This window comes from Mycolicibacterium chlorophenolicum, from assembly GCF_001044235.1.
Taxonomy (GTDB): domain Bacteria; phylum Actinomycetota; class Actinomycetes; order Mycobacteriales; family Mycobacteriaceae; genus Mycobacterium; species Mycobacterium chlorophenolicum.
The window spans coordinates 1-26,204 of record NZ_JYNL01000060.1; the positions used below are offsets into that span (position 1 = coordinate 1).

The 26,204-nt window shown below is 58.0% G+C and carries 22 protein-coding genes; 10 read left to right on the forward strand and 12 right to left on the reverse strand.

Going from position 1 to position 26,204, the window contains the following annotated elements:
- Positions 1-485 (reverse strand): acyltransferase family protein (locus MCHLDSM_RS21695; protein WP_234714150.1); only part of this gene is annotated, 485 nt, incomplete at its 3' end.
- An 825-nt stretch (positions 486-1,310) separates the two neighbouring features.
- Here MCHLDSM_RS21695 and MCHLDSM_RS21705 point away from each other — a divergent pair.
- The gene (locus MCHLDSM_RS21705; protein WP_048472018.1) at positions 1,311-1,625 is read left to right on the forward strand and encodes a hypothetical protein; all 315 of its coding nucleotides are present in this window, start codon (positions 1,311-1,313) and stop codon (positions 1,623-1,625) included.
- Here the strand turns inward: MCHLDSM_RS21705 and MCHLDSM_RS21710 are convergent.
- The 3 genes from MCHLDSM_RS21710 to MCHLDSM_RS21720 are packed head-to-tail and all read right to left on the reverse strand — an operon-like array spanning position 1,622 to position 4,189.
- Positions 1,622-2,254 (reverse strand): Maf family protein, encoded by a 633-nt coding sequence (locus MCHLDSM_RS21710; RefSeq protein WP_048471964.1) that lies wholly within the window; start codon positions 2,252-2,254, stop codon positions 1,622-1,624. The two genes, MCHLDSM_RS21705 and MCHLDSM_RS21710, sit on opposite strands and share 4 nt — an antisense overlap.
- Positions 2,251-2,532, reverse strand: coding sequence for an acyl-CoA carboxylase subunit epsilon (locus tag MCHLDSM_RS21715; protein ID WP_048471965.1), 282 nt, complete (start codon positions 2,530-2,532; stop codon positions 2,251-2,253). Before MCHLDSM_RS21715 ends, MCHLDSM_RS21710 begins: the two co-directional genes overlap by 4 nt.
- 31 nt (positions 2,533-2,563) lie before the next feature.
- Positions 2,564-4,189: an acyl-CoA carboxylase subunit beta gene (locus tag MCHLDSM_RS21720; protein WP_048471966.1), complete on the reverse strand. Its 1,626-nt coding sequence runs from the start codon at positions 4,187-4,189 to the stop codon at positions 2,564-2,566.
- A gap of 415 nt (positions 4,190-4,604) precedes the next feature.
- On the opposite strand from MCHLDSM_RS21720, the gene MCHLDSM_RS21725 reads away from it, so the two are divergent.
- From MCHLDSM_RS21725 to MCHLDSM_RS36515, 4 genes are all read left to right on the forward strand, one after another.
- Entirely contained in the window at positions 4,605-5,024 is a 420-nt protein-coding gene (locus tag MCHLDSM_RS21725; protein WP_048472019.1) for a hypothetical protein, read from the forward strand.
- Positions 5,025-5,108: 84 nt separating this feature from the next.
- Entirely contained in the window at positions 5,109-6,956 is a 1,848-nt protein-coding gene (locus MCHLDSM_RS21730) for a DUF4012 domain-containing protein (RefSeq protein ID WP_407661935.1), read from the forward strand.
- A 134-nt stretch (positions 6,957-7,090) separates the two neighbouring features.
- Positions 7,091-8,593, forward strand: coding sequence for a tyrosine-protein kinase domain-containing protein (locus MCHLDSM_RS36510; RefSeq protein WP_082169014.1), 1,503 nt, complete (start codon positions 7,091-7,093; stop codon positions 8,591-8,593).
- Positions 8,594-8,763: 170 nt separating this feature from the next.
- Entirely contained in the window at positions 8,764-9,879 is a 1,116-nt protein-coding gene (locus MCHLDSM_RS36515) for a glycosyltransferase (protein WP_322788667.1), read from the forward strand.
- Between the two features lie 150 nt (positions 9,880-10,029).
- Here the strand turns inward: MCHLDSM_RS36515 and MCHLDSM_RS21735 are convergent, their stop codons facing one another.
- The gene (locus MCHLDSM_RS21735) at positions 10,030-10,806 is read right to left on the reverse strand and encodes a methyltransferase domain-containing protein (protein ID WP_060937670.1); all 777 of its coding nucleotides are present in this window, start codon (positions 10,804-10,806) and stop codon (positions 10,030-10,032) included.
- 1,040 nt (positions 10,807-11,846) lie between these two features.
- Here MCHLDSM_RS21735 and MCHLDSM_RS37420 point away from each other — a divergent pair.
- Complete coding sequence (locus MCHLDSM_RS37420) at positions 11,847-13,382, forward strand: oligosaccharide flippase family protein (RefSeq protein WP_109788907.1); 1,536 nt, start codon at positions 11,847-11,849, stop codon at positions 13,380-13,382.
- Between the two features lie 187 nt (positions 13,383-13,569).
- Complete coding sequence (locus MCHLDSM_RS36520; RefSeq protein ID WP_158023735.1) at positions 13,570-15,069, forward strand: O-antigen ligase family protein; 1,500 nt, start codon at positions 13,570-13,572, stop codon at positions 15,067-15,069.
- A 57-nt stretch (positions 15,070-15,126) separates the two neighbouring features.
- Here MCHLDSM_RS36520 and MCHLDSM_RS37810 read toward each other — a convergent pair whose 3' ends face one another.
- Genes MCHLDSM_RS37810 through rfbA form a run of 6 tightly spaced genes read right to left on the reverse strand, consistent with a single transcriptional unit; the run spans position 15,127 to position 21,540 of the window.
- Entirely contained in the window at positions 15,127-16,221 is a 1,095-nt protein-coding gene (locus MCHLDSM_RS37810; RefSeq protein ID WP_131722673.1) for a glycoside hydrolase family protein, read from the reverse strand.
- Positions 16,218-17,219, reverse strand: a complete 1,002-nt coding sequence (locus tag MCHLDSM_RS36525; protein WP_082169016.1) for a glycosyltransferase family 2 protein — start codon at positions 17,217-17,219, stop codon at positions 16,218-16,220. The genes MCHLDSM_RS37810 and MCHLDSM_RS36525 overlap by 4 nt, the downstream gene beginning before the upstream one ends.
- Positions 17,216-18,235 (reverse strand): glycosyltransferase, encoded by a 1,020-nt coding sequence (locus tag MCHLDSM_RS40550; RefSeq protein ID WP_082169017.1) that lies wholly within the window; start codon positions 18,233-18,235, stop codon positions 17,216-17,218. Before MCHLDSM_RS40550 ends, MCHLDSM_RS36525 begins: the two co-directional genes overlap by 4 nt.
- Positions 18,232-19,659, reverse strand: a complete 1,428-nt coding sequence (locus MCHLDSM_RS21745; RefSeq protein ID WP_048471970.1) for a sugar nucleotide-binding protein — start codon at positions 19,657-19,659, stop codon at positions 18,232-18,234. Before MCHLDSM_RS21745 ends, MCHLDSM_RS40550 begins: the two co-directional genes overlap by 4 nt.
- A gap of 12 nt (positions 19,660-19,671) precedes the next feature.
- Entirely contained in the window at positions 19,672-20,670 is a 999-nt protein-coding gene (gene rfbB / locus MCHLDSM_RS21750) for a dTDP-glucose 4,6-dehydratase (RefSeq protein WP_048471971.1), read from the reverse strand.
- Positions 20,671-21,540, reverse strand: a complete 870-nt coding sequence (rfbA, locus tag MCHLDSM_RS21755; RefSeq protein WP_048472020.1) for a glucose-1-phosphate thymidylyltransferase RfbA — start codon at positions 21,538-21,540, stop codon at positions 20,671-20,673.
- 174 nt (positions 21,541-21,714) lie between these two features.
- On the opposite strand from rfbA, the gene MCHLDSM_RS21760 reads away from it, so the two are divergent.
- From MCHLDSM_RS21760 to MCHLDSM_RS36535, 3 genes are all read left to right on the forward strand, one after another.
- The gene (locus MCHLDSM_RS21760) at positions 21,715-22,350 is read left to right on the forward strand and encodes an arsenate reductase/protein-tyrosine-phosphatase family protein (RefSeq protein ID WP_327083161.1); all 636 of its coding nucleotides are present in this window, start codon (positions 21,715-21,717) and stop codon (positions 22,348-22,350) included.
- Between the two features lie 198 nt (positions 22,351-22,548).
- A complete protein-coding gene (locus MCHLDSM_RS21765; RefSeq protein WP_048471972.1) occupies positions 22,549-23,877 on the forward strand; it encodes a UDP-glucose dehydrogenase family protein in 1,329 nt (442 codons plus the stop codon).
- Between the two features lie 73 nt (positions 23,878-23,950).
- Positions 23,951-25,036 carry a glycosyltransferase family 4 protein gene (locus tag MCHLDSM_RS36535; protein ID WP_082169018.1) on the forward strand — a complete coding sequence of 362 codons (1,086 nt, stop codon included), beginning with the start codon at positions 23,951-23,953 and terminating at the stop codon, positions 25,034-25,036.
- Positions 25,037-25,104: 68 nt separating this feature from the next.
- On the opposite strand, the gene MCHLDSM_RS21770 is transcribed toward MCHLDSM_RS36535, so the two are convergent.
- Positions 25,105-26,112 (reverse strand): NAD-dependent epimerase, encoded by a 1,008-nt coding sequence (locus MCHLDSM_RS21770; RefSeq protein ID WP_048471973.1) that lies wholly within the window; start codon positions 26,110-26,112, stop codon positions 25,105-25,107.
- Between the last annotated feature and the right edge of the window lie 92 nt (positions 26,113-26,204).

Sequence of the window (26,204 nt, forward strand, 5' to 3'; positions counted from 1 at the left end):
GTGAGCAGGCCGCTGGTGGCGGCGATCAGGCCGACCCAGCGGTCGCGGCTCCAGGCGCGGCGGACGACGAGCGCGGTGACCGCGAGGATCAGTAGCGGCCACAGCAGATAGAACTGCTCCTCGATGGACAGCGGCCAGTAGTGCTGGAGCGGGGAGCCGGGTTCGGCGCCCCGTGCGGCGAAGTGCCAGTTGGCGAGGAAGGCGAACGAGAACAGCGCGTCGATGCCGATGTCGCGGGCGCGGTCGGGCAGCAGGATCAGCGACGCGACGTAGGTGGCGATCAGGACCGCGATGGCGGTGGGCAGGATGCGGCGGGCCCGGTCGAGCCAAAAGCGGCCCAGGGACACGGTTCCGGTGGGTTCGGCACTGCGCAGCAGCATGTCGGTGACGAAGAACCCGGAGATCACGAAGAAGACGTCGATGCCGACGAAGCCGCCGCGCGGCCAGCCGGTGAGGTGGGCGGCGAGCACGGCCAGAACGGCCACGGCTCGCAAACCCTGAATGTCCAGACGATAGTTTGCTCGTTCTGCACGTCGACGTGCAGAACGAGCAAACTATCGTCTGGACATTCAAGGTTTGCNTTCTTCGTGATCTCCGGTGGGTTCGGCACTGCGCAGCAGCATGTCGGTGACGAAGAACCCGGAGATCACGAAGAAGACGTCGATGCCGACGAAGCCGCCGCGCGGCCAGCCGGTGAGGTGGGCGGCGAGCACGGCCAGAACGGCCACGGCTCGCAAACCTTGAATGTCCAGACGATAGTTTGCTCGTTCTGCACGTCGACGTCGACGTTGTGACGATTCGCGAAAACGGTCCAGCGCAGTAACCATGACATCCCCCCGGTGCACATTATGCGGCTCCGTCAGATGATCGCTGATCGACCACAGCTGGTTCTACGGCAATACACAGTGATCTGAGTCACTGAGTGCGTCGCGCTTCATCTTCCGCAGCGGCTGACCACATCTGCGAGCAGCAGCCATCTGTGGACAAACCGCGTGTGCCGACACGCGCGGATCCGGGGGCCGCAAATAAAGGCACAAGTGGGGTCCAAACCCGTCCCGGCGGTCGAATCGCTCGGCTTGGTCCGACCTACGTGGTCAGGCGGCGAAGTGATTTGCTTCGGCGCTCGCAGTCCTCCGAGCCGGTTGCACACGTGTTGCGCATATCCGCGCGATGGCGAAAGGACCGTGGTATGCGGCGATATGCCTTTCACGCGCCCCGGTATCCGGCTAATGCACTATCGTTCGAGAGGTTCACGTTTACTAGTGGAGAGGCAAAAGAACTTGTTGAAGAGAACCGTTGTGGCGGTGCCTATGTTTACCGTTCTGTTGGCGGGAGCTCCGGCGCTGGCGGGCAATGCCGCGGCGGACGATGCAGCCTCGACCGGGACGTGGACGATGCCTGACGTCAAAGGCTCCATTTTGCAGACGGCCGTCGATGATGTGCGTAGCGCCGCGGGTGACGCTCCCATCCAGTTCCAGTTCGTCCCTCGGCATGTCAACCAGGTGGTATACAACCTCACAAATTGGGCGGTTTGCTACACGTCGCCCAACGCGGACCGCGACGTCTCTTCTGCGAAGAAGCAGAAGGTGATCCTCTCGCTCAGGCGCCTTAATGAGAAGTGCTAGGGCCTGCTCCACAGGTCGCTGATCGGCGTTCCGGTTGCTTCGACCAACCGGCGCACCAGTGGCAGGCTCAAACCAATAACGTTTGACGGGTCGCCTTCGATGCGATCGATGAACCAGCCACCTAGGCCGTCAAGGGTGAAAGCTCCGGCGACGTGAATAGGCTCACCGGTATTTACATAGGCGGCCAGCTCATGTTTTTTCGGTGTACCGAACTGCACCGAAGTTCGTCCTGTTTCGCCTTCGGTATGTGTGATGACGTTATCGGCGATGCGAAGCAACGCATGTCCGGTGAGCAGATGGCCGGTCGAGCCCGCCATGGAACCCCACTGCTCGAGAGCGGCCTCGTCGCTGCCCGGCTTGCCCCGCAGTGAACCATCCAGGTACAGCATCGAGTCGCAGCCCAACACGACGCAATCCGCCGCGACGTTTGGTGGCAACTGCGCCGCGACGCTGACGGCTTTCGCGTTGGCGAGCTTGAGGACAACGGCCTCGGGAGGGGTGCCCGGATCGAGCGAGGCAATCAACGCATCTTCGTCGACGTCGGAGACGACCACCAGTGGATCGATACCGGCTTGGCGCAGGACACGGAGCCGGCCGGCCGAGGCCGAGCCCAGGACGACCCGCGTCATCGCCGCATATGCATCCGCTCCAGCAGCGTGACGCGCTGCCAGCTGGTGACGTCGTAGCGCAACTTGTCGACCGGATGCCCCCACGGGTTGAGTTCCTGCGGACCCGGGTCGGCGTGGCCGGCGCCACCCGCACCGGCCAACACGGTCACCAGCGCGGCGATCTCCTCGGCGGAGGGATTGCCCTTGACGACCTGGAAGTGCGGGTCGCGTTGGGGCGGGTCGTCGATCGTCATGTCCCGCGGATCGGAGACCTCGACGATATCGGCATCATGGTCCACAGCTGAACTCCTTGTCTAACAGGCGAATCGGTCAGAGCGGGATGTTGCCGTGCTTCTTCGGCGGGGTCTGAACGACCTTTCGCTCCAGCAGACGCAGCGCGGTGCCGATGTATCCGCGGGTATGCGACGGCGGGATGACCGCGTCGACGTAGCCGCGCTCGGCGGCAATGTATGGATTGACCAAGGTGTCCTCGTACTGCTGCTGCAGCTCGAGCCGCAGCGCGTCGACATCCTCGCCCTTCTGAGCCGCTTCCTTGAGCTCCTTGCGATAGACGAACCCGACGGCACCGGAGGCGCCCATCACGGCGATTTGGGCGGTCGGCCAGGCGACGTTGACGTCGCAACCCATGTCCTTGGAACCCATCACGCAGTAGGCGCCGCCGTAGGCCTTGCGGGTGATGACGGTGACCTTCGCGACGGTGGCCTCACCGTAGGCGTACAGCAGTTTGGCACCGCGGCGGATGATGCCGTTGTACTCCTGGTCGGTGCCCGGCAGGAAGCCCGGCACGTCGACCAGCATGACGATCGGGATGTTGAAGCAGTCGCAGGTGCGCACGAAGCGAGCGGCCTTCTCGGAGGCGTTGATGTCCAGGCAGCCGGCGAACTGGGTGGGCTGGTTGGCCACGATGCCGACTGGCCGGCCGTCGACGCGGCCGAAGCCGACGATGATGTTCTGCGCGTAACCCGCCTGGACTTCGAGGAACTCGTCGTCGTCGAGGATGCGGGTGATGACCTCATGCATGTCGTACGGCTGGTTCGGCGAATCCGGGATCAGCGTGTCGAGCTCGAGGTCTTCCTCGGTGAGGCTTTCCTCGATCGGGCCGGGATGCGGTGCGGGGTAGCGCGGCGGCTCCGCGTAGTTGTTGGGCGGCAGGTAGGACAGCAGGTCGCGCACGTAGTCGAGGGCGTCCTGCTCGCCGGAGGCGACGTAGTGCACGGTGCCCGACTTGGCCATGTGGGTGTGGGCGCCGCCCAGTTCCTCCATGGTGACGTCCTCACCGGTGACGGTCTTGATGACGTCGGGTCCGGTGATGAACATCTGGCTCGTCTGGTCGACCATGATGACGAAGTCGGTCAGTGCGGGGGAGTAGACGTGCCCGCCCGCCGCGGCGCCCATGATCAGCGAGATCTGGGGGATGACGCCGGAGGCCTTGATGTTGTTGTGGAAGATCCGGCTGTAGAGGCCGAGCGAGACCACGCCCTCCTGGATGCGGGCGCCGGCACCGTCATTGATGCCGATCAGCGGGCGGCCGGTCTTGATGGCCAGCTCTTGGACTTTGACGATCTTCTCGCCGTAGACCTCGCCGAGGCTGCCGCCGAACACGGTGGCGTCCTGGCTGAAGATGCAGACGTCACGGCCGTCGATGGTGCCGTAACCGGTGACCACGCCGTCGCCGGTCGGACGGTTCTTCTCCAGACCGAAGTTCTTGCTGCGGTGTTTGGCGAGCGCGTCGAGTTCGACGAACGAGTCCTCATCCAGCAGCGCGAGGATGCGTTCGCGGGCGGTGAGCTTGCCCTTGGCGTGCACCTTGTCGACGGCGTCTTCACCAACCGGGTGGAGGGCCTCTTCAGCGCGCTTGCGCAGATCGGCGAGCTTTCCCGCGGTGGTGTGGATGTCGATCTCGTGCTCGGCGGCAGGCTCAGTCACGCTGGTCATGGTTCCTGATGCTAACGGCGACATCTCGCCCCGTCGCGCCCGGCCCTTACTAGTCCCTTAGAAACGCTATCGGCGCCCTTCCAGGATGCCCTTCAGTTGTCTGGTCTCTGACCGCCCTGCCCACTCGTGGCCATGGTTGAGACTTGGACCACGGACGCCGCTTCCTTGGCAAATAGGGGGGTTCAATGGCTTCAGCAAACTCTCATAAGGAGTGACACCCCGCGTCGCTAATCGAGGGTATGGAGCGAGGGTTCCGCGTCCGACTGCGCCATAGCTTCGTTCCGTTGATCTGCTGGTAACACCACATTTGTTACGTTGCCGATCGGGTCGAGAAATCTTCGCGGTTTGGTTTGACAGCACTGGAGGACCGTGCAATGCTTCCAGCAACTATTTACGAACGAAAGTGTGGGGGGACATGACCACCGTTGCTACTAAATTCCAGGTGACTGCTGCTGCTGCCGCCGTTGCGGTCGGTGCCGCGTTTGCTCCGGTCGCCGCGAATGCGGCTCCGGCGATCCAGCTTCCTGCGGCGCCGAGCTTCGCTGATCTGCCTCTGCAGCCAAAGGGACCGGTCTACATCGTGACGGCGACTTCGTTGCAGCTCGTCAGTGTCTTTCTCGACCAGAGCGCGAAGTCGCAGGATCGCCGCGCCACCCGACTCGAGGCTTTCGCAGCGGCGAACCCCGACAGTTTCTTCGGTCAGCTCGCTGCGACACGGGCGGCCCAGCTTCGCAAGAATGAGGCAATTTCCCGCGGCGTGAAGTTCGATGTCTGCTTGGGCGGCAACTCCGTGGGAATCGGTCCGTACGGGACGGTCAGCACCGGATCCTGCTAAAGGCGGACCTTGCTGAGCATCTGTCGTGCTGAGGCCTGCACGTCGTCTGACGTGCAGGCCTCATCTATTGTCAGGATCATCTGAGTGGGTTTGTTTTCGCGACGTCAACATGATCACCGACTGAACGCCGAGGAAGAAGCCGACGACGAGGAGCGTGGTCGGGCTCCGGGATTGCTCCGCAGTCGTGGATTCATCGTTGCGTCCACAGTTGTGGTTCTGTTGATTCTCGGTCTGGGCTGTTGGGTCGCCGTTGGCGCGCTGCAGGCAAAGTCGAACCTCGAGCAGGCGCGAGGCAGCGCTCAGGAAGCCAAAGACTCTCTGTTAGCAGCGGATACCAAGGCCGCAGCCGCGTCGGCCCGCGATGCCACCGACAGCGCCCAGGCTGCACGCGATGCCACACACTCGCTGGCGTGGAACATTGTCGCCGCCGTTCCATGGTTGGGAAGCCCATTCAAGACAGGCCAGCAGATCACCGATGTCGTGTCCGGTCTGGCGACGAATGTGTTGCAGCCAGCTGCCGATGTCGGTGTGACAATCTCGCCCGACCGGCTGTACAAAGACGGCCGGGTCGATGTCGACCTGCTGCGCAGCCAAGAGGCTCAGCTCAGCACCTTGGCCGAGAAGGCGACGCGGCTCAACGCCGAAGCCGGCGCGATTCAGGATCCGCACTATCTGTCGACGATTGGTGACGCACGGACCCAGCTGCAGGGCCAAATCGCCGATCTCACATCGATATTGGAGAACACCGCGTTGGCAGCGCGTTTGGTCCCGCCGATGATGGGTGCAGATGGTCCACGCACCTACTTCATGGGATTTCAGACCAATGCTGAGGCGCGGGGGACCGGTGGATTGCTCGGCGGGTTCGGCGTCCTCCGGTTCGATAACGGCAAGCCGACCGTCGACACCCTCGGGTCCAACATCGATCTCGCAGACGCCCTTGCGCCTATCGATCTCGGGTTGGAGTACGACCAGCAATACGGCTTCGCCAACCCCTTCACCGATTTCCGCAACAGTAATATGAGCCCGCATTTCCCTTACGCGGCGCAGATTTGGCGCACCATGTGGGAGCAACAGACGGGTACGAAGGTCGACGGAGTCATCGCCATCGATCCGGTCGCTCTGAGTTACCTGCTAGGTGCCGTGGGACCGATCACCATGCCCGATGGTGAAGTTGTTTCAAAAGACAATGTTGTCGAGCTCACGGAATCGACTGCCTACAAGCGGTTCCCGACGGATCAATTGGCGCGCAAGCAGTATCTGCAGGGAATCGCGAATGCAGTCGTTAACAAGATCACGGGCCAGGTGAAGTCGCCGAGGCAGTTGCTCGATGCTTTGGGCAAGTCGGTAAGCGAACGTCGCATTGCGGTGTGGAGTTCAGTCCCCGAGGAACAGCGACTGCTGGAGACGACTGCCTTGTCCCATTCGATACCGGATGACGACGCCCCATACGCCGCAGTGGTTTTCAACAACCTCGGCGGAAACAAGCTCGACTATTACCTCAAATCGCAAATCGAATATGCGGCCGACGACTGCAAAGGTGATACCCGCGCGTCGACTGTGACCGTCAAGTTGACTAACGAAGTCCCGAGTGAGCCACTTCCGGACTACGTTGCTGGCGATGCGGGTTTGTCACCGGATGTTCCCATTGAGGTTCCGAAAGGCACCAACATTATTTCTGTTCGCCTTTTCGCAACGAAGGGCGCGAACTTGTCGGCTGCAATCCTCAATGGACAGCGGGTGCCAGCGATAGTGAGCACTGAACGTGGACACCCCGTTTTTGAGGTTCAAGTGATCATCCCTCCGGGGCAGACGGGCGATATCAGCTACCAACTATCCGAACCAACTGCGGCCGGCGCGCCTCGTGTGCCAGTACAGCCTTTGGTTGAACCCACGAACCCCAGAGTCTCGGTTCCTGAATGCTCCCACAACTAGACAGAGCGCGGTCGTCCGCGCATCGCCCTGCGGGGTCCCAAACTGTGGCCGATGCCAGTGTGAAGGCGGCAGTGGCAATGTGCTTGATGTGCTCAGTAGGTTTGAAATCCACCCGGCGGTTAAGAGGTTAAACATTGTCTCTACAAGCGTTCGTTAAGCTACTCCGCCTCCGATGGGTGACCATTTGTGTGGTCGCGGTCGTTACCTTATTAGGCGCTGTGGTTATCACCCTGCTCACAACGCCGCTCTATCAAGCATCGACGAGGTTATTCGTATCGACCAGTGCAGGGTCCTCACTCTCGGAGACGTATCAAGGTAATCGGTTTTCCCAAGAGCGCGTCGCGTCGTACACCGAATTGCTTACCGGCCAGGCTTTAGCGCAGCAGACAATTGATAAACTCGGGCTGGATATGAGCGCTGATGAACTGCAGGCGCGGATTACAGCTACAGCCAAACCGGATACGGTGCTGATTGATGTTGCAGTGCTGGATGAATCCGCTGTGCGAGCGCGCGATATAGCGAATACGCTATCCGACGAGTTCGTCGGTCGAGTGCGCGAACTCGAGACGCCCGAGAACAGTACTAGGGCCGATTCCCGAGTCGTGGTCGAGCAACGGGCTTCCATTCCGAGCAGCCCAGTAGTCCCAAAGAGGGCGCGGAATATTGCAGTTGGTCTTGTGCTTGGCCTGGTTCTTGGAGTGGGCTTCGCACTGATTCGCGATCTGCTTGACAATACAGTCAAGGACCGGACGACGCTCGAACAAATTGCCAATGTCGGTTTGGTCGGCACGGTGCCGCTGGATAAGGAGCGTCGCAGGCACGCAGCGATAGCTTTCGAGAATGACAACAGCGTGATAGCCGAAGCGTTCCGCAAGCTGCGAACGAACCTCCAGTTCTTATCGGTTGACAATCCGCCGCGGGTTATTGTCATTACTAGTTCGATGCCGCACGAAGGAAAGTCCACCACGGCAATCAATATCGCCTTGGCACTCGCGGAAGCCGAACACAACGTAGTGCTTGTCGACGGCGACATGCGTCGGCCGACGTTGTCGAAGTACCTCGACTTGATGAGCAAGGTCGGCTTTAGCACTGTTCTCAGCGGCGCGGTATCAATTGACGACTCGCTGCAAAAGACTCGTTTCCCCGGATTATCTGTGCTCACCTCTGGCGCCGTTCCTCCGAACCCTAGCGAGCTTCTCGGATCTCAGTCCGCCAGAAAAGTCTTGGCGGAGTTACGATCGCGGTTCGACTACGTCATCATTGACTCGACGCCGTTACTTGCGGTAACTGACGCTGCAATTCTTGCCGCTGGGGCCGACGGAGTGCTGATTATGGCGCGGTTTGGGCAAACGAAGCGCGAACAATTGGCTCATGCTGTCGGAAGCCTGGAAAGCGTGGGAGCTCCACTCCTTGGGGCTGTCTTCACGATGGTACCCACGCGTGGCACCGGTTCATACAGTTATAACTACGGGTATTACGGTGAAGATGAGGGTCGTCGGGGCGGGAATTCATCAACCCGGGGTGGAAGTGCAGAGTCCAGCAAGACAACAAGCGCTAATGCTTCCGAATCCCGTGACAGGTCGGCGGGTGATCTGCCCGCACGGCCCGTCACGCAACGGCGATACAAGACGACGTAAGCTATCTCTAGAGCGCGCTTCAAGTCAATGTCGCAGGGTCAGATTCGAGCGGCATAAAGCCGTGAATGCAGGGCATTAGCCAGGACTGCGTCGGATTTCAACTTTATCTGAATCATATCGGACGATTCCGTTGCCAATTGACCGGCATATATGCACTATGAGAAGGGGGAGTGGCCTTGCCTTCGGTCGCAATAATCGGTACACGCGGCTACCCGAGCTACTACGGGGGTTTCGAAACCGCAGTCCGCAAATTAGCACCCTACTTGGTCAATGCTGGCTGGGACGTTACAGTTTACGGTCGCAAGGGTGCGATTGCCGGTGGCGATGGGGAAGCGGACACTCGGGTCCATTCGCAACTGACCATGGGACTAGAGACCAAGAGCCTGAGCACACTTTCCTACGGCCTTACATCCACATTTCACGCGGCCAAGCATAAGCCCGATGTTGCCCTTGTCATGAACGTGGCTAACGGGTACTTCCTTCCGCTATTAAACGCTCGCGGCGTCCCCTCGCTAATGAATGTCGATGGGATCGAATGGGAACGCGCCAAGTGGAGCCCCTTGGCTCAACGCGTGTTCCGGCGAGGCGCAATTCTGTCAGCGAGATGGGCGAGCGGGCTAGTTTTTGATTCCCTCGCGATAGGAGATTATTGGAGGCACACTTTCGGCGCGGAGGGGACGTTCATCCCTTACGGTGGGGATATCCCAAAATCGTTAGACGTTCCTCATGGCCTGACGCATGGCGGTTATGTGCTGATGGTTGCAAGATTCGTGCCAGAAAATAGCGTTCCAGAATTCTTTTCAGCGGTTCCTGAAATTGCAAGCAGGTACCCGGTCGTTATTGTTGGCAGCACAGGTTACGGGGGAGAACTCGACGAAAAGGCCAAGGTTCTCGCCGAGACCTACCAACATGTGACTTGGTTAGGGCAGGTGAGTAATGATGAGCTCTTGTTAGCCCTTTGGCAGCACGCCGGCGCCTACTTCCACGGTCACAGCGTTGGCGGCACTAACCCGGCGCTGGTGCAGGCGATCGCGGCGGGGGCACCCGTCTTGGCGCGGGACACCATTTTTAATCGTGAGGTGCTTGGACCGGATGGCAATTTCGTCGATCCCGAGCCTCAAAAGATTGCGGCTGCAGTTCTGCAATTCATGGATAGCCCGGCTATGCGAGAACAGGCCGGTGAGGCTGGTCTACACCGAGCGCAAAAGCACTACGCATGGGATACGGTCTGCAACGATTATGAGCAGTGCCTAAAATCACTCGTCCTGCGCGATTGTGATGCTTGAGTGGGTCGCCGTCGTCCATCGTTGCAGGTGGTATCCCATCGCACCTCTCGCCGCTTTCCATGACGCGGCATGCGGCGCGGCGCGTGGTTATCTGTGGGTTCAGATGCTAACGCCTACAAAATTTCGAGCTGTCGGTAATCGCAGGTTTGTCTAACGGCTACGTCGTTCTTTCGCGAGCCGACGCAGCGGCCTCTCGACCGGGGTGTCGGCTAGCAAGCGCTTCCCGCCCTCGCGAAGCCTTTCCTTCACTTGGGTGCTCAAAGGTACAGCTCTCGTGGCGGCTTCGACGAACGCCGGATGAGCGATATCGATGGGTGCCTCACTGGACGCAAGGTCTAATCGGGACGCCGCGTCCTCATTGGCAAATATGAGGATATTCTGCCGATACCACCATTCAATTCGGTCGTTGAACCAGATGCGGGGGCGAATCAGATCGTACGGGTTGAAGCCGTGGGTGTCGAAAAGGGCAACCCAGTAGGACGGCCATTGCTCATTTACGTGATGTGTGCCTCCCTGATTAGGAACGGCGGCCGAAAACATCACGACATCACCGTGCTGGATAAGCGACTTAACCAGTGTCGGGGCGGAGTAATCTGGCAAGTGCTCAGCGACTTCAAGGCACGTCACCAGGTCGAAGCGGCGCGCCAATGATAAGGGTGCATTCAGATCGTGGCTAACGAACTTATCGGCAGGGCATTGGAGCAAATTGCGATCGACATAGTCGCCGTCGACTCCCAGGGCGTCCTCGACTCCAGCTTGGAGCCACGCATTAATCCACGTCCCGACGCCACACCCCACGTCGAGAACGGACCGCGGGTCGACAATGTCCTTCACCAACGGTATGACCAGATGCGCCGATGCCGACGAATTGGCGCGCTGTCCCTCATAGAACTTCTGATCATAGAAGACGTCTTTATTGCCGCTCATCCGCGCATCGCCCCACCCTCTTCTCATCGCGCAAGTGATTTACGTTCGTTCCTGCTGCGGTCAACGCTGCTACGCAACATCCCGATGCGCAGCTTACCCGCGAAAGGATGCGGAGCCACCGGTACGCGCGACAGGTTAAGAGCGAGCTCGGCCTCGAATGGGATCTGATCAGCGAGCCTCCGATCGATGATCGTCGATTTTGGGTTGTGCTGATTGCCGAGACGTCGGCCGAGGAGCACTGCTCGGCTCTGAAGGGTTCTCCGACTTCGAGGCCAAGATCGGGGGCCGGCCGATTGGTGAGGCCTGCCTATAGCGCTGATGGGTGTCCTGCTGGAAGTGCTGATTCGCGGGGTCCCAGGCGTCGACTCCCATGGAGTGCAGCTATTGGGCGCCGCCGCTTCGATTGGCAAAGCAAGCTTTACTGCCCAGGCAGTACAGCTACAACGACGAACAATCGTCTACGAATCACCTGTCCAGCCTAGGGACATCGCAGACTTTCTCGGGACCTTGCAAATGCGCGTGGTGCGCCCACCTCGCCCACCATGTTTGAGACGTAAGGGCACGACGCCAACAACCTGAGCATTGGAACCGCCCGCGAAGTGTTTGGAAGCGGCAGCCCGATGCACCCGGCCTCGCGACGACCATGTTTCTTGCACTCGCTTACAATCGTCGCGACCGAAAGCGCGGACCGGTGAGAGTCTGCCTCTGACAATTCGTCCGAAGGCCGAGTTGCCGCTCGTCGGCGCGGACTGATAGCTCTAGGTTGAACGCGAGAGTGCAGCGATTCGTGATCCAACGCGGAGCGCTGCGCGGCAAGGCTCGGACTGCGCTGATAATGTTGCCGCGACGTCTATGCTGCAGGGGGCCGAGTAGTTGGTGTACGCAGACGTGCTTTCGATAGCTCTTGCACCGCGCGAAACTACCCCGACGCGACTAGCTGACGCTCGTCGCGCCTCCGCCATCTTTTCGGTGCTGTACACCACGCGCGACTTGAATCGCTCTAGCCGAAGGCGTCGAAAGAGTCTTGGCAGGAAGTTGTCATGAGTCGGTCGGCAAGAAGCGTCCAGTCTCTCAAGACAGGGGCGATCGCACAGCTCCTTCCGATAGTAGCTGGGTACGGAACGGTTCTAATCTCCACGCCATTCGTTGTTGGCCGCCTCGGATTGCATGACTTCGGAATTTGGTCGATGACCGGGGCAATCGCACAATATGCGGCATTGTTTGATATGGGTGTCTCGCGCGCGGCCAATCGTAACGTGGCTCTGTTCCATGCGAAGGGAGACGTTAAGAGTGAAGGTGCCGTAGTCGGTATCTGTATCAGCGTATTGCTGCTGCTTGGGAGCGTTCTCATTGCGCTGTCACTAGCGTTACCAAGTTTCGTGGAGCGAGTCCTTCGGACGGAGAATTTGGAGCTGACCCGACTGCTGATTCTATGTGCAACGCTAATTACGATTACTGGCCTTATCGCTCGTGTGTTCGCCGCTGCGTCAATTGGTCGCGGCCGGCAAGTGCACGCGAATATTGGCTTGGCCATACTGTCCACTCTACAAGCCCTCGGAGGTGTCGCCGCCCTCGTAATCTCACCTTCGTTAGAGGCCTTCGCAATCGGAACAGCGGCGGGTACGTTTGCAGGGCTTGCGGCCGTGATCATTATGATCCTCTCTGACGAGAAACGCTTGATTATGGGCTTACCCAACTTAGCTTTAGCCCGCGATATTCTTACATTTGGGATCAATTCGCAAATTGCCGCCGCAGGCGCAATAATGCTGCTCCAATCCGGCAAGTTGATCGCGGGGATCATGCTCGGACCGGCCGCTGCCGGCGTGTATGAACTCGCAAGCAGGCTCGCGATGGGAGCGCAGGTACTGGGCGCGGCGATTCCGGGGGCCTTGATGCCCCATCTAACCCGCAGTCACATAGCTGACGGCTGGGTGGGCGTGCTCGATCAATATGAGTATTTAACTCGCAGAAATGCGGCTGTCGCCTTGTTTGCGCCCTTCGCTATGGCGGCAACAGCCTTCAGCGGCATTCCTCTATGGTTAGGCACATCTAAAGAGCAGGTTATCTACGTTCTACTTGCGCTATTGCCAGGTATCGCGACCAACGTTTCGACGGGCGTTTGTACCTCTCTGCTTTCGGCGATTAATCGAACAGGGATCTTGGCTCAGGTAGCAGTTGTCGGGGGAGTGGCGCAGGTAGCGTTCGCAGTGGCGTTGGGCTACTCAAAGGGTTTCATTGGCTTGGCGATCGCGTTCGGCATTGGCGTGCCTCTCGTTAACCTCGCTAGCATGTGGTATATGCATTCACGCGCAAAGATTCCAATGGCTATGTTCTTCCGCGGAGTATCTGGGCCATTCGGACTTGCGGTAACCGCATTCCTACTCTCCTTCCCAATTGGGATCCTCGCGGCTCCTGATAGCCGCGCGTCGGCCATCTGGCCGTTTTGCGGGTCCGCGATCCTATTCGTGGCGGTCTACGCCACGCTCGGCTGGAGGCGCGACCTTCTACCGAAAGCCTCTTGGTCGGCTTGGCGACATGTTGTAGCTGTTCGGGTGAAGTCGAGGAAGCCACGATAAAAGGTGAGAGTCAGTGTGTGCGCCTGTGCGCAGGATGGTTGCTCAGCCCTATTTGAAAGGTAACGCCCCGCACCGGCCATCGAAGTCGGACGGGCCTGCCATCTGTTGGCATCCGACAATTCAAACGGCGCTGGCCGATGTGCGGCGTTGTCGAGACCTTCAATTGTTGGGCAGTTACCATCAGTGCATGTGGATGCTGGGGGGGGTTGTGGTCGCCTTGGCGCTTACGGCGGCTGCGCTGCAGTATCCGGCGCTGGTGGTCGTATTGCTGATTGCAACCGTGGGGTCGCTGTTGCTCTTAGGGCGGTCACATCTCACAGTTCCGTTGACTATCATTGCCGCCGCGACTGCTTTGCCCGCTTTCGTTCCGACTGGCTTCTCGGTTGGCGGCTTCAGCGTTCGCGTGTACGAACTTCTTTTGGTTGGGGCATTCTTCTGGGCTATCGCCCAACCCGCCAGGAACACCACCCTGCGCACAGTGGTCGTGCTGTTGCTATGGCTGCTGCTCGGCACGGCTACGGCTTGGGTAGCGGCAGGCGCACAGCTAGTTCGGATCGTCGGCGATGTCCGTTATCCAGCCGAGATGGTTATGGCCGTAATCGTGGCAGCTGCTGCGGTTGCCAAGCCGGGTCTCGTAGCGGCGTGTATGCGAGCCATGAGGTTCTCACTGTGGATCTCCGCGAGCGTTATCGCGCTTGCGTCCGCAGGGCTGATAAGCATTGCAGGGCGGTCGGAAGCAGCGTCTCTTTTTGAGTCGGGTAACGATAGCGGCACTGCAACCCGATTTTTGACGGATGCCACGTTCTTTGCGTTGGCCACATTGGCTGTGTGCACAGCGATAGCTGTCGATGGTCGTATTTCGCTTCTTCGATCCTGGAGCTGGTCTGTCCCTGCAATATTGACATTGTTGCTCGCTTTCTCTCGCAATCACCTCCTTGGCATCGGGGTAACCGTAATTTGTGCGGTGCTTCTAGTACGCAGCTGGGGTGCGTTCCGACGCGCCTTCGCCGGTGCAATCTTGGTTGCGGGGGTCGCCGGCGTAATCGTCACTGCTGCCCCTTTGCTGTCCGACGTACCGGGCGGCAGTTGGTTCGCCTCCCAGGTCAGCGCATACTCGTCGCGAGTCGTGGGTGGCCTGAGGTCAGACGCCCTCGCCCGTGATAGCTCGGCGGCCTATCGCGAACACGAACTCGGGAATCTGCGGGCGGCTTTCGACACCGCGCCGGCGATTGGCCATGGGTTCGGCTACGCCTACCAAGCGCCTCGCGGTGAGAAGGGGACCTTCTGGTATGACCGGGCGCCGTACTACTCTCACAACTTCTACTGGTGGACACTGGCAAAAACGGGCGTGGTGGGCTTGACGTTGGTTCTCCTTGCGATGCTCGGTCCCCTTTTGAGTTCCGTTCGACAAACGTCGCGAAACCCGCAGCTGGTCTGTGTAGCTGCAACGTTGGCGGGGCTGCTGGCAGTGGCATGGTTTGCTCCGCTACCACTTGAGGCACCGAACTCGTTACTGATCGGCAGTTTCCTGGGTGCGGTCCTGGGATTCGCTAGTACTCCACACCCGTACAAAAGTCGGAACTCAATCAGAGAAGATGGCGGTGAACTGGTGCTGAACAGATCTGCTTCTCTTGTCCACGCCGGACCGAGGCCACCGAATTCACTTGCGGGGCCATACGAGCGTTGAAGAGTCGTGGCGGCCGCGTCTCGAAGGCTTCAACGGCCGCGAATCAGCCGTTGCGGTTTATGGATCCTTCGTCGGGAACGACAAGAAAGCGTCACCAATGTCCGATCTCAGCTGACGATGTCCGTCGAAAAGACCCCATTGGGTTGGTTCTGCCGGCCCTAAATCCCATGCCGACCAAGCGAACGCCCCTTTGCATCGGCTATCGCTCACACACATCGCACGAATCTTGTCGTAGTAGTCGGTCCTTACGGAAGACGGTACCTCCGTATCCTTCCCAAACTCGCCGATGATCAGTTCCTTTCCTTCGCCCCAAGGTTGCCGATATGCGTCCGCGGAATCATTGGCGGCGGCAGGATAGTAGACGTGAAAATCTAAGAAATCGGCTAGATAATCGGTGAAGTAAGCTGATGTCCAACCCGCCTTTTGGCGGATGCTCCTTGAGTGCGTTACCGGTATTCCTTGGCGTCTCACCAGATCGGACAGTTTTTCGAGCAGTCGATCGGCGGGTTCCGATTCACGGTAGCTATATCGACTAGGTTCGCTTTGTAGTGTGTCAGAGGCCTCATTAGTGATATCGACGCCAATGACGTTGTTGTATTCGGCAAGCAGCTGAGACCAGACCGCATAAGTTTGTGTCGACTGCTTCCAACTGAAATCGCCCCAATGCCGGAGGTCTCCGCCGCAGGGGTACACGTATAAGCCGAGCTCGCGCGCAAGATTGAGTACCTGCTCCCAGCGGCCGAGGTACTCATCCAAAGAGACGCTTCCGTCCGCGATGGGCAGCGTATTGCCCCAGAATCTGACCGAGTTGGCGACTTTGGCGATGTCTTCCATTTGGGGCCGGATCCAATTGGACCAATCCCAGGTGCGCCAGAACCCGCCCCAAATGGTGTCCTGATAGTCCTGTTCGAAACTGCCGACATGGTTCAATCCCCGTAGTTTTGCGCCCGTCGGGACGCGCGGGCCTGGTAATGCCGGGACCGCGTGCGCAGGTATATTGCTGAACACCGTCGATGCGGCTAGCGCGCCCATAGCGGATTTGAAGAATGATCTACGCGTCCTCGCTGTTAGCAAGTGAGGACGCTTATTCGATTTGGCGGTAGTAGACCGTTGTTGCAGCGGCTCAATCTCTGGTCCGTCGGCAGGAGTCATGGGTTGCCAGACATCTTCGACCTCGTCGTTTGGGAGATACCGCCGCCATCCTCGGCGTCCGCGAGGCCGTCTCGCAATCCCCTGAAGAAGGCCCGCAGCTTAACCGACTTTCCATCCCTCTCGCGTACGGCTTGTACTGCACGTCGCAACGTGTCTACTCCTCTAGAGCCGACGAGCAGACTTCGCGGATTAACACCGATGTCGCGGGCAAATCGAAACCTATTGCGCGCAAACCAGTAATAGAAGGTTGCACTTTGACCAACACCAGAGGAGGCGCCGACTGCGTGCCACAGTGTCGCAGACGGTACGACTCCTAGCTTGAACCCAAGTCCACGCGCTCTCCAGGAAAAATACACGTCTTCCCAGTAGAGGAAGTAACCATAAGGGAATCCGCCTACGGCCCGAAACGTTGCGGCTAGCATCATAGGCGCTGCGCCTGTAATGAATTCTGTCTCGAATGGCTTCGCAGGTGCTTGCTTGAGGCTTTGTCCATAAAAATTATGTTCGACGCGAACTTTCTCTTCGCTTAGAGATCCGCCGCAATACCAGATCCACGCACTGCCTCCTTCACCGCTGTAGATCAGCGGCGAGACTACAGAGAATAATTTCTCCCGTGTCAGAGCCTGCTCCAGGGCATCAAGGCATCCGTCGTCCAAGAGTGTGTCCGGATTTAGGATCCAGATCACGCTCGAATCGTGAAAAGCGTTCACGCGGAATAGTGTGTTCACTCCTTCGCCGAAGCCCACATTCACTGTGTTGGAGGTTAAGGTGACGTTTTGGCGCTGGCTAATATCCGCGCGCAGGGTGGCTAGGTTGGGTGGTTCGGAGGCGTTGTCTAGAATATGCACAAACACCTCGCGACCAGACAATGTCCGTTCTGGCAGGGCCTGGACCAAACGGCATGTTAAAGTCGGCGTGTTGTAGTGCACTGTCAGCACGTGAATGGCCGATAACCCGAGCGATGCACCGGGACAAGGCGAAACGTAGTTCGGCGTCATGTCAGCGGCCTTTCGATTAACCCTCGCCAGTCAAGCGTTGCGCGGAACGCGTAGGCTTGCGCGGCCGCGATCTGGCCGGCAGCATCAGCTGTTGCACGGTCCACAGCGAAGGCCCACGAGCTCGGATCGTCCCACCTTTGCACTGCGCCATTGAAGTCGGGGCCTAGAACCGATCGAAGAAATCCCGTTTCACGTCCGACAACGGGTATGCCGCACTCAAGTGCCCGAAGTGCTACGCCACTTTGAAAATAGTGCTGGTAAGGGAGCAGCAATACGGCTGATGCGTCAAGTAGTTCGGTAAATTCGTTGCGACTTAGGAATCTATTGATAACTCGCCAGCCGGGAACTTCGGGCCATCCTCTGCCTGCAACGACTGGCTGCCATCCATTCGCTCGTAACTGTGGCGCAATCGCTGACATGACATTAAGGTCGCGCGCGGGCTTATATTGCCCAAGAACGAGGACTACGGGGCGCTGGTTTGCTGCGGCGGCCGCCGCAGGGCTGCGCATCGGATGGGCGGCCAGGTGAACCCGATCTGGAGGGAAGAATTTTTCAGCGATTGCGTACGCCTCCGGGCTCATCGTAACGATATGAGGCCACTCGTGATTGGTAACGAGTCGCGCCGCGTTGAGCGCCGCGCGAGGCGAAAGTCCATTCTGTGGCACGAGCGGTTCTGGATCGTGTACTACGACAAAACTCCTTCTGGTGCGGTGGCGCCATAGCGGCATATCCCACCAACCGAGGAGTGGCCAAGCAACAACGTTGGGCTCGCCGGTTCGCACATGTCGGCGAGCCGTGCGCAGATGGGATGCAAATGCGGCGGCCTTTGCGCGATGGCTGCCGCCTACTTCGCCATTCGCGGATGGAAGTGTTGTCGATTCGATACCGGTACTGGCGAAGCACTCCTGTAAGCGGCCAACAAAATGTTCCAATACAGTGGGTAATGGGTTGTAAATTCGAACGGGAGCAGTCAGCGGCCCCACGCCCTTTTGCGTAAATGAACCGCTTCCGCTCATGCTATTTGTGACGCAATACTCTGAATATATTCTGACAGCGCGTCGTCATTGCTAGCTGGCCGGAACCCGGTCGATTCGATCTTGGTCAAATCTAAAGCGCTGTTGGAAGGTCGCTTGGCGCCAGCAGTCGCAGCGGTCTTGTTGTACTCGCTCGTACTTACTCCCGTCACTCTGCTGGGGTCTTTACCCGCTAAATCGAATACTCGGCGTGCGATCTCGGCCCAAGATCTGACGGGTCCACCTCCGGTAACGTTGTAAGTTCCGTATGGTGCCGTCTCGCTCACTAAGTGATCAATGGCCGCAGCAAGCTCCGAAGCGAAGGTCAAACGCCCCCGCTGGTCATTCACTACTCGCGGATCAACCCCACGCTGGGCCAAGGTTGCCATGGTCCTTACGAAATTGCGGCCGGCGCCAATGACCCATGAGGTTCGCACAATGTAGTGACGCGGCGTCGATGCGACTATTTGGTCAGCCGCTGCTTTCGTTTGCCCGTACACGTTGAGCGGCGAGGGCAGCGCATCCTCTCTATAGGGGTTCGACGAGCTGCCGTCGAAGACATAGTCGCTGGAAACATGTACCACAGTTAATCGGTACTTTGTCGCGATCTGCGTCAACGCTGCCACCCCGCGGACGTTGACAGCCCACGCCTCTCGACACCCCTCGGTCGTCTCGGCGTCGTCAACGGCGGTATACGCCGCACAATTGATCACTGTGCTGTAATTGCGCCATTCCCTGAGCGATTCAAGATTGTCGGCTCGCAGATCAATGTCGGATCGGTCAGCGAACTCGATGTCCGAAGCCCTCGCGTAGTGTTCCCGAAGCGCTGTGCCTAGTTGTCCACTTGCGCCCAGCACCAGAATCTTTTTAGGGGGTATGGCCGCGACATTTCTCAACCTAGGATGACGACGATCATTGGCGGACAAATTCGCGTTTCGAAGTGGGACGGGCCAGTGGATGGAGAGTGTCTCGTCAGCAAGGTTAACGCATGTGTAAGTTTCGCCTGGATTATAGTGGTCATTCACCAGATACACGTAGCTAGTGTTCGGTTGAAGAGTCTGGAAGGAGTTCCCCACCCCACTAGGCACGAAAGCCGCCTTAGATGGGTCAAGGATGGCAGTGAATACCGTGCCGAAGGTCGGGCCCTCTCGCAAGTCGACCCAGGCGCAAAACGCGCTTCCGTTGGCGATCGAGATAAACTTGTCCCAAGGCTCTGCATGGATCCCCCGGGTCGTCCCGACGGCATCATTGAACGACACATTGGCCTGCACCGGCCCGAAGTCCGGAAGCCCTGCTGCGACCATTTTTTCGCGCTGCCAATTTTCCTTGAACCACCCGCGGCTGTCGCCGTGAACCGCCAAGTCCCACAAGGTTAGGCCAGGTATTGGGGTGCTGATTGCCTTCAGCCGTTTATTGAACTCGGTCATAGGTAAGTTCTTTCAGTGCCCCGAACGGCCATACCGAGCTTCGGTAGCAAATTTCGACGCAGACCACCACGATTCGTTGGTTCTGTACCAATCGATAGTCTTTGACAAACCTCGCTCAAAGTCGTCATATTTTGGCCGCCATCCCAATTCGTGACGCAGTTTCGTTGAATCAATAGCGTAGCGAAGATCGTGCCCTGCTCGATCGGGTACGTGATCATACGCGTCAGCATCCCGACCCATCAATTTCAGTATGAGTTCGACCACGGACTTGTTGTCTCTCTCGCCATCAGCACCAATCAGGTAGGTCTCCCCGATTCGGCCTGCAGTCAGAATAGCGTGAACTGCTGAGGAATGATCATCGGCGTAGATCCAGTCACGTACATTTTGTCCGCGTCCGTAAAGCTTCGGGCGACCGCCCACTAGAATGTTGGTGATTTGCCGAGGTATAAACTTCTCAACGTGCTGGTAAGGTCCGTAGTTGTTCGAGCAATTAGAGATCGTCGCGGCCACGTTGAACGATCGCGCCCAAGCGCGAACCAACATGTCACTGCTAGCTTTCGTCGACGAATAAGGCGATGAAGGGTTATAGGGCGTCGCTTCGGTGAATCTGGCGGGATCGTCAAGCTCAAGGTCGCCGTATACCTCGTCGGTCGAAATATGATGAATGCGCGTGCCGTGGATTCTCGCCGCTTCGAGCAGAACATAGGTTCCGATGACATTGGTGTGTAGAAATGGGTTCGGATTGCTCAGCGAATTATCATTGTGGGATTCTGCCGCGTAATGAACAATTGCGTCCACTGACGACACCAGGGGCCGCACCAGCTCGGCGTCGACGATGTCGCCTTGTATGAAGGTAAGGCGATTTTCTGGGATTCCTAAGAGCGACGCGGGGTTGCCGGCGTAGGTCAATTTGTCGAGAACGACCACGTGGTAGTCGGTGTGTCGTAAGAGGTAGTGAACAAAGTTCGATCCAATGAACCCGGCCCCGCCGGTGACTAGCAGACGAAACACTTATCGGCCTCTTGCGAGTAAGTCGAACAGGTAGCTACCATACCCCGATTTCATCAGCTTTTCTGCGCGGGCCCGCAATGCGTCATCGTCGAGATATCCTCTGCGCCAACCGATCTCTTCGGGCACACCAATCTTCAAGCCGGTTCGCCTTTCCATCGTACGTACGTACTCAGCGGCATCCGTCATCTGGTCGAAAGTGCCGGTGTCGAGCCAAGCGGTGCCACGCGGAAGGACCTGAACCTGCAGTCGGTCACGCTCAAGGTACCTACAGTTGACGTCTGTTATCTCATACTCGCCTCGCTTGCTCGGCTTGAGGTCATGGGCGATGGCGACGACATCGTTGTCGTAAAAGTACAAGCCCGGAACAGCGTAGTTGCTCTTCGGCTTCTGCGGCTTCTCCTCGAGAGAAACCGCCCTCCCCGTGTGATCAAATTCGATTACCCCATAGGATGCGGGTTCAGCGACCCAGTAGGCAAATATTGCGCCACCATCGACTTCGGCAAATTTACTCAATTGACTCCCGAGTCCGGGCCCGTAGAGCAAGTTATCTCCCAAGATCAAAGCGACGTTATCATCGCCTATAAAGTCTGCGCCTATGACAAATGCCTGGGCGAGGCCGTTCGGAGACGGTTGCTGTGCATAAGTAAGGGCAATGCCAAATTGCGAGCCGTCTCCAAGTAATCGATAAAAGTGTTCGGCATCGTGAGGAGTCGTGATGATGAGAATATCTTGTATGCCGGCTAGCATCAGTGTCGACAGCGGGTAATAGATCATGGGTTTGTCGTAAACCGGAATGAGCTGCTTTGATACGCCGAGTGTGATCGGATGCAAGCGTGTACCCGACCCCCCGGCGAGAATGATCCCCCGCATAGCCACCATAGTGACATAGAGCGGTTCAGTTGGTGAGTTGGCGGACTCGGCCGGCGGTGGAGTGACAGTGGTGCCAAGCCGTTAGTCCGCGGGATCGGTGCACTTGCACCGAAGACGACTCATGCACCGATCACGGAAGTCTCTGGCTTCGGAGTGGCCCTCAGCTTCGATTCGGTGCGACAGGGATGGCCGTCCGATGCTCCTTGGGGGCCTGGCGGATCACCCCTTTTTTGCTACGCTCAGGGCTATTCGGAGTCGCCATGGAGGGCCATCCTGCACATTCTCTTCGTATGCACAGGAAATATTTGCAGGTCACCGACGGCAGAGCGCTTGACGGGCGCGTTTGGTAGGACGCACAACCTCACCGAGTTGAAGTCGACTAGCGCCGGAACTCGCGCAGTGATCGGTCACCCGATACATCGCGAGGCGGCGAGGGTTCTCGAGCGGCTCGGAGGGGATAGCAGTGAGTTTGTCGCTAGGCAGATCACAACCCGAATCGCTTCGCAGGCAGATCTCGTCCTGACCATGACGAAGCTGCACAGAGATGCGGTGCTGGAGCTGGCGCCGCATAAGCTTCACCGGACGTACACCCTCGTGGAAGCCGCTAAGCTCGTGACTGACTTCGGGGCCAGTTGCTATGAAGACCTCTCCAACTTGCGCCCACTGCTGCCCGTGGGTGCAGAGTTGGATGTGAAAGATCCGATTGGCGGCGATGCGCGACTATTTGCCACTGTTGGCTCACAGATTCAGGATGCTTTGAGCCCGGTGCTCAATTTTTGCCATGGCCTCCTTGCGGCAAGTAAGAATTAGACGAAATTCGACCATGATCGTGTCCGTGCGTGCGTAATGAAAGCAATCAACTGCGCTGGCATATCGGTTTGCGAAGCTACTCTCCTACGTGGAAATAGCTACAAGTTGCCGAGCATTTGCTGCAGGATATACACTGATGAAGCAGTGCGCATTTAGCGTAGCAGATTTTAGCATGACGGGTTCAGGCAGGGGAGTCGGATGGCATGCAACATTGCTGTTTTTGGCACAGGTTATTTAGGGGCTACTCACGCTGCTTGCATGGCTGAACTAGGTCATCAAGTCGTTGGTGTGGATGTTGATGCCGCGAAAGTCGAGAAACTTTCCCGAGGAGAGGCGCCCTTCTTCGAGCCCGGCCTCGACGACTTGCTCAAGTCAAATCTTGATGCTGGTCGCTTACGGTTTACATCGTCCTACGAGGAGGCGGCTGAGTTCGCCGATGCTCACTTCATCGGAGTAGCTACGCCTCAGAAGAGGGGCGAGTTTGGGGCCGATCTTTCGTTCGTCGACACCGTAGTTTGCACGTTGGCGCCGATGCTCCGTAGGCCAGCGGTGATACTTGGTAAGTCAACTGTGCCTGTAGGCACCGCTGCGCGTCTGAGCGCCATGGTCGCAGAACTTGCTCCGTCGGACTCGATAATAGAAGTGGCGTGGAATCCAGAGTTCTTGCGCGAAGGATTTGCTGTACAAGATACGTTGACTCCTGACCGCATCGTGTTGGGCGTTCACGCCCAAAGTGCAGGTCGCGCCGAGGCGTTGACTCGAGAAATATATGCCAAGGCCATCGCTGATGGCGTTCCACTCGTCGTCACCGATCGGGAGACGGCAGAGCTAGTGAAGACTGCAGCAAACGCATTTCTCGCCACGAAAATCTCCTTCATCAACGCTATGGCTGAATTATGCGAGGCGGCTGGCGCCGACGTGTCGGAGTTGGCAGATGCTATCGGCTACGACGCGCGAATCGGGCGCCGCTTTTTGAATGCGGGAATTGGCTTTGGCGGTGGATGCTTACCGAAGGACATTAGGGCGTTCATGGCGCGCGCCGGCGAGTTGGGTGCTAATCAAGCCCTGACATTCTTGCGCGAAGTTGACAGTATCAATATGAGACGGCGCACGAAGATGATGGAGACAGTCCGAGATATTGTAGGAGGTTCGCTCATCGGCACGCGGGTGGCCGTCCTCGGTGCAGCTTTCAAGCCCGACTCGGACGATATCCGCGATTCTCCGGCGCTTAATATTGCGGGACAAATACAACTGCAAGGTGCGTCGGTTTCGGTTTACGATCCGAAGGCAATCGAAAATTCAAGGCGCTTGTTTCCAACCCTTGACTACGCTCGTGACATCAACGACGCGTGCGACAATGCAGACGTCACTTTAGTCCTTACAGAATGGGACGACTTCAAGAATCTCCTGCCTGAAGACCTCGATTCGGTGGTTCGACAGCGCCGCATTATCGATGGTCGGAACTGCCTAGATCCCGCCGTGTGGCGATCGGCGGGCTGGATCTACCGTGGTGTGGGGCGCAAGTGACAGAAGCCGGCGTGCGCAGGGCGTATGTGTGGAGTAGAGATTGTAAGAAGTTAGTTCCATCAAGTATTGTGAGATGGATGAATTGACCAGGCCGCGTGTTCATATTGAATTCGATCACAATTTCGATCCTGTTGATTGGGGCAATAGGTATTCGGCCGGTCAAGTGCCGAATGAATTACCCTATGGTTTTCACCATCTCATCGCTTCCGGGTTCGACTTGCAGGTTCGGGCTGCGGGTCGGTCTTGGCTGATTAATCGCGCAGTAGGTGGAACGTTTCGCCGCCTCACTGGCGGCTTCGAATTTGTCGACGCGATTCGAAGCCCCAGTCGGCGGGCGTGCGACGTGGCTGTATGTTGGAACGAACGCACCGGGGTGCCAGCAGCTGCGCGGACCGTTATCCCCGGCGAGCCGCCCGCCGTTATGGGCAGCATTTGGATGACGGATCCGCACGCTGACATCCCAAAACGATCTATGAAGTTTGCGAAGTGGGCATTACGTCGAGCTTCCGCCGTATGGGCGAACACGGACATGCAGCTGAAGGTGCTCACTGAATTCGGGGTTCCGCGGGATCGTGCTCACCTGTTGCTCAACCCAGGAATCGATTCAATGTTCTGGCATAACGAGCGAGATGAACCAGCGAATGGCTTGGTCCTGAGTGTCGGAAACGATCGTCACCGAGACCATGATTATCTGGTGGAGATAATGGGCCAAGTGCAGCAGCGGCTGCCTGGCAGCAGGCTGAAACTGATAACCGCGCAGCCTGTCAATTTCCCGGCTAAGCTAGGGGTGAAGTTGGACCATGTGACCCATCCCCAGTTGCGGTCGATGTACAGCGAATCGGCTGTGGTTGCCGTCGCGTTGACGCCGAACATTCATGTTTCCGGTTGCACCTCCATTTTGGAAGCAATGGCATGCGAGCGTCCAGTTGTGGTAACGGCTTACGAAGGCTACGAACGTTATGTCGATCACGGCAAGACGGGCTATCTTATTGCGCCTGGGGATAAGGGTGCTTTTGTGGATGCATTATGCGAACTTCTCGAAGACCCCGAACGTGCCCGGCAAATGGGTCATGCGGGCCGCCAGGCTGTTGATGAGCGTTTCTCCAGCGAGCATTTCATGAGTGAGCTAGGAAAAGTACTACACTCGGTCCTTCGCTGATGGCCGCGAGTCGGGCCGGGTAGGTGACGTATGTATTGACAATGTCGCACCTCGAAGGGTGTTAGCGACTAGACCCCGTAGTAATCACGGTACCATTTTACAAAGCGCGACAAGCCCGCCTCAATATCGGTCGTTGGGCCATAGTCGATCCAATCAACCAATCTATCCACGTCCGCGAATGTGGCTGTTACATCACCGGCCTGGATTGGCCGGAAATTCTTGATCGCTTTTTTCCCCAACGCAGCTTCGAGCGCTTCTACGAACTGGAGTAGCCGTACAGGTTGATTGTTGCCGATGTTGAAGATGCGGAACGGTGCCTGGCTGAGACCAGGGTCGGGGTTTACGGGATCGTAGCGATCGTCAGGCGTTGCCGGTCGGTCAAGTACCTTGATTATGCTCTCCACGATATCGTCGATGTACGTAAAGTCGCGCTGCATCTGGCCGTGGTTGAAGACGTCGATCGGGCGGTCTTCCAGGATCGCTTTCGTGAAGAGAAAGTAAGCCATGTCGGGACGGCCCCAAGGCCCGTAAACCGTGAAGAATCGTAGACCAGTTGTCGGCAAGTTGAATAGGTGGCTATAGGTATGAGCCATCAGCTCGTTCGCCTTCTTAGTCGCTGCGTACATGCTGACTGGATGATCAACGCTATCGCGCTCAGAGAATGGCATCTTCGCGTTCCCGCCATAGACGCTTGAACTCGATGCGTAGACTAAATGCTCTACCTCTGTATCGCGGCAACCCTCCAGAACATTCATGAAGCCAACAATATTGCTGTCGATGTATGAATGGGGGTTGGTTATCGAATATCGGACGCCAGCCTGCGCGGCGAGATTAATTACAGCGGCAGCGTTGTGCTTGGCGAATTGACGTTGCATGACGGCGCGATCAGCCAGGTCCGCTTTAACGAACTGGAAATTCTCGTAGTTGGTCAAGGCCTCCAGCCGGCGTTCTTTAAGGTCGACCTCATAGTAATCGTTCATGTTGTCAAGCCCGACTACCTCATCGCCACGTAACAGCAGGTGACGAGCCGTGGCGCTACCGATGAAACCAGCGGCGCCGGTCAATAGTATCTTCACAAAGCAAATCTTTCTCGTCGCAGTAGTACGCGCGCTAGCGCAGGAGCCGCCGACTGACCCCGCTGCAAAACAGTGAAGTGTCCGCGTATCAA

Bases quoted from the DNA above. Each gene is read 5' to 3' on its own strand.
- MCHLDSM_RS21765 (WP_048471972.1), top strand. From the start codon at position 22,549: ATGGCATGCAACATTGCTGTTTTTGGCACAGGTTATTTAGGGGCTACT.
- MCHLDSM_RS21705 (WP_048472018.1), top strand. From the start codon at position 1,311: ATGTTTACCGTTCTGTTGGCGGGAGCTCCGGCGCTGGCGGGCAATGCC.
- MCHLDSM_RS36525 (WP_082169016.1), bottom strand. From the start codon at position 17,219: ATGACGCCGAACTACGTTTCGCCTTGTCCCGGTGCATCGCTCGGGTTA.
- MCHLDSM_RS21725 (WP_048472019.1), top strand. From the start codon at position 4,605: ATGACCACCGTTGCTACTAAATTCCAGGTGACTGCTGCTGCTGCCGCC.
- MCHLDSM_RS40550 (WP_082169017.1), bottom strand. From the start codon at position 18,235: ATGAGCGGAAGCGGTTCATTTACGCAAAAGGGCGTGGGGCCGCTGACT.
- MCHLDSM_RS37420 (WP_109788907.1), top strand. From the start codon at position 11,847: ATGAGTCGGTCGGCAAGAAGCGTCCAGTCTCTCAAGACAGGGGCGATC.
- MCHLDSM_RS21745 (WP_048471970.1), bottom strand. From the start codon at position 19,659: ATGACCGAGTTCAATAAACGGCTGAAGGCAATCAGCACCCCAATACCT.
- rfbA (WP_048472020.1), bottom strand. From the start codon at position 21,540: ATGCGGGGGATCATTCTCGCCGGGGGGTCGGGTACACGCTTGCATCCG.
- MCHLDSM_RS36520 (WP_158023735.1), top strand. From the start codon at position 13,570: ATGTGGATGCTGGGGGGGGTTGTGGTCGCCTTGGCGCTTACGGCGGCT.
- MCHLDSM_RS37810 (WP_131722673.1), bottom strand. From the start codon at position 16,221: ATGACTCCTGCCGACGGACCAGAGATTGAGCCGCTGCAACAACGGTCT.
- MCHLDSM_RS21720 (WP_048471966.1), bottom strand. From the start codon at position 4,189: ATGACCAGCGTGACTGAGCCTGCCGCCGAGCACGAGATCGACATCCAC.
- MCHLDSM_RS21735 (WP_060937670.1), bottom strand. From the start codon at position 10,806: ATGAGCGGCAATAAAGACGTCTTCTATGATCAGAAGTTCTATGAGGGA.
- MCHLDSM_RS36535 (WP_082169018.1), top strand. From the start codon at position 23,951: ATGGATGAATTGACCAGGCCGCGTGTTCATATTGAATTCGATCACAAT.
- MCHLDSM_RS21710 (WP_048471964.1), bottom strand. From the start codon at position 2,254: ATGACGCGGGTCGTCCTGGGCTCGGCCTCGGCCGGCCGGCTCCGTGTC.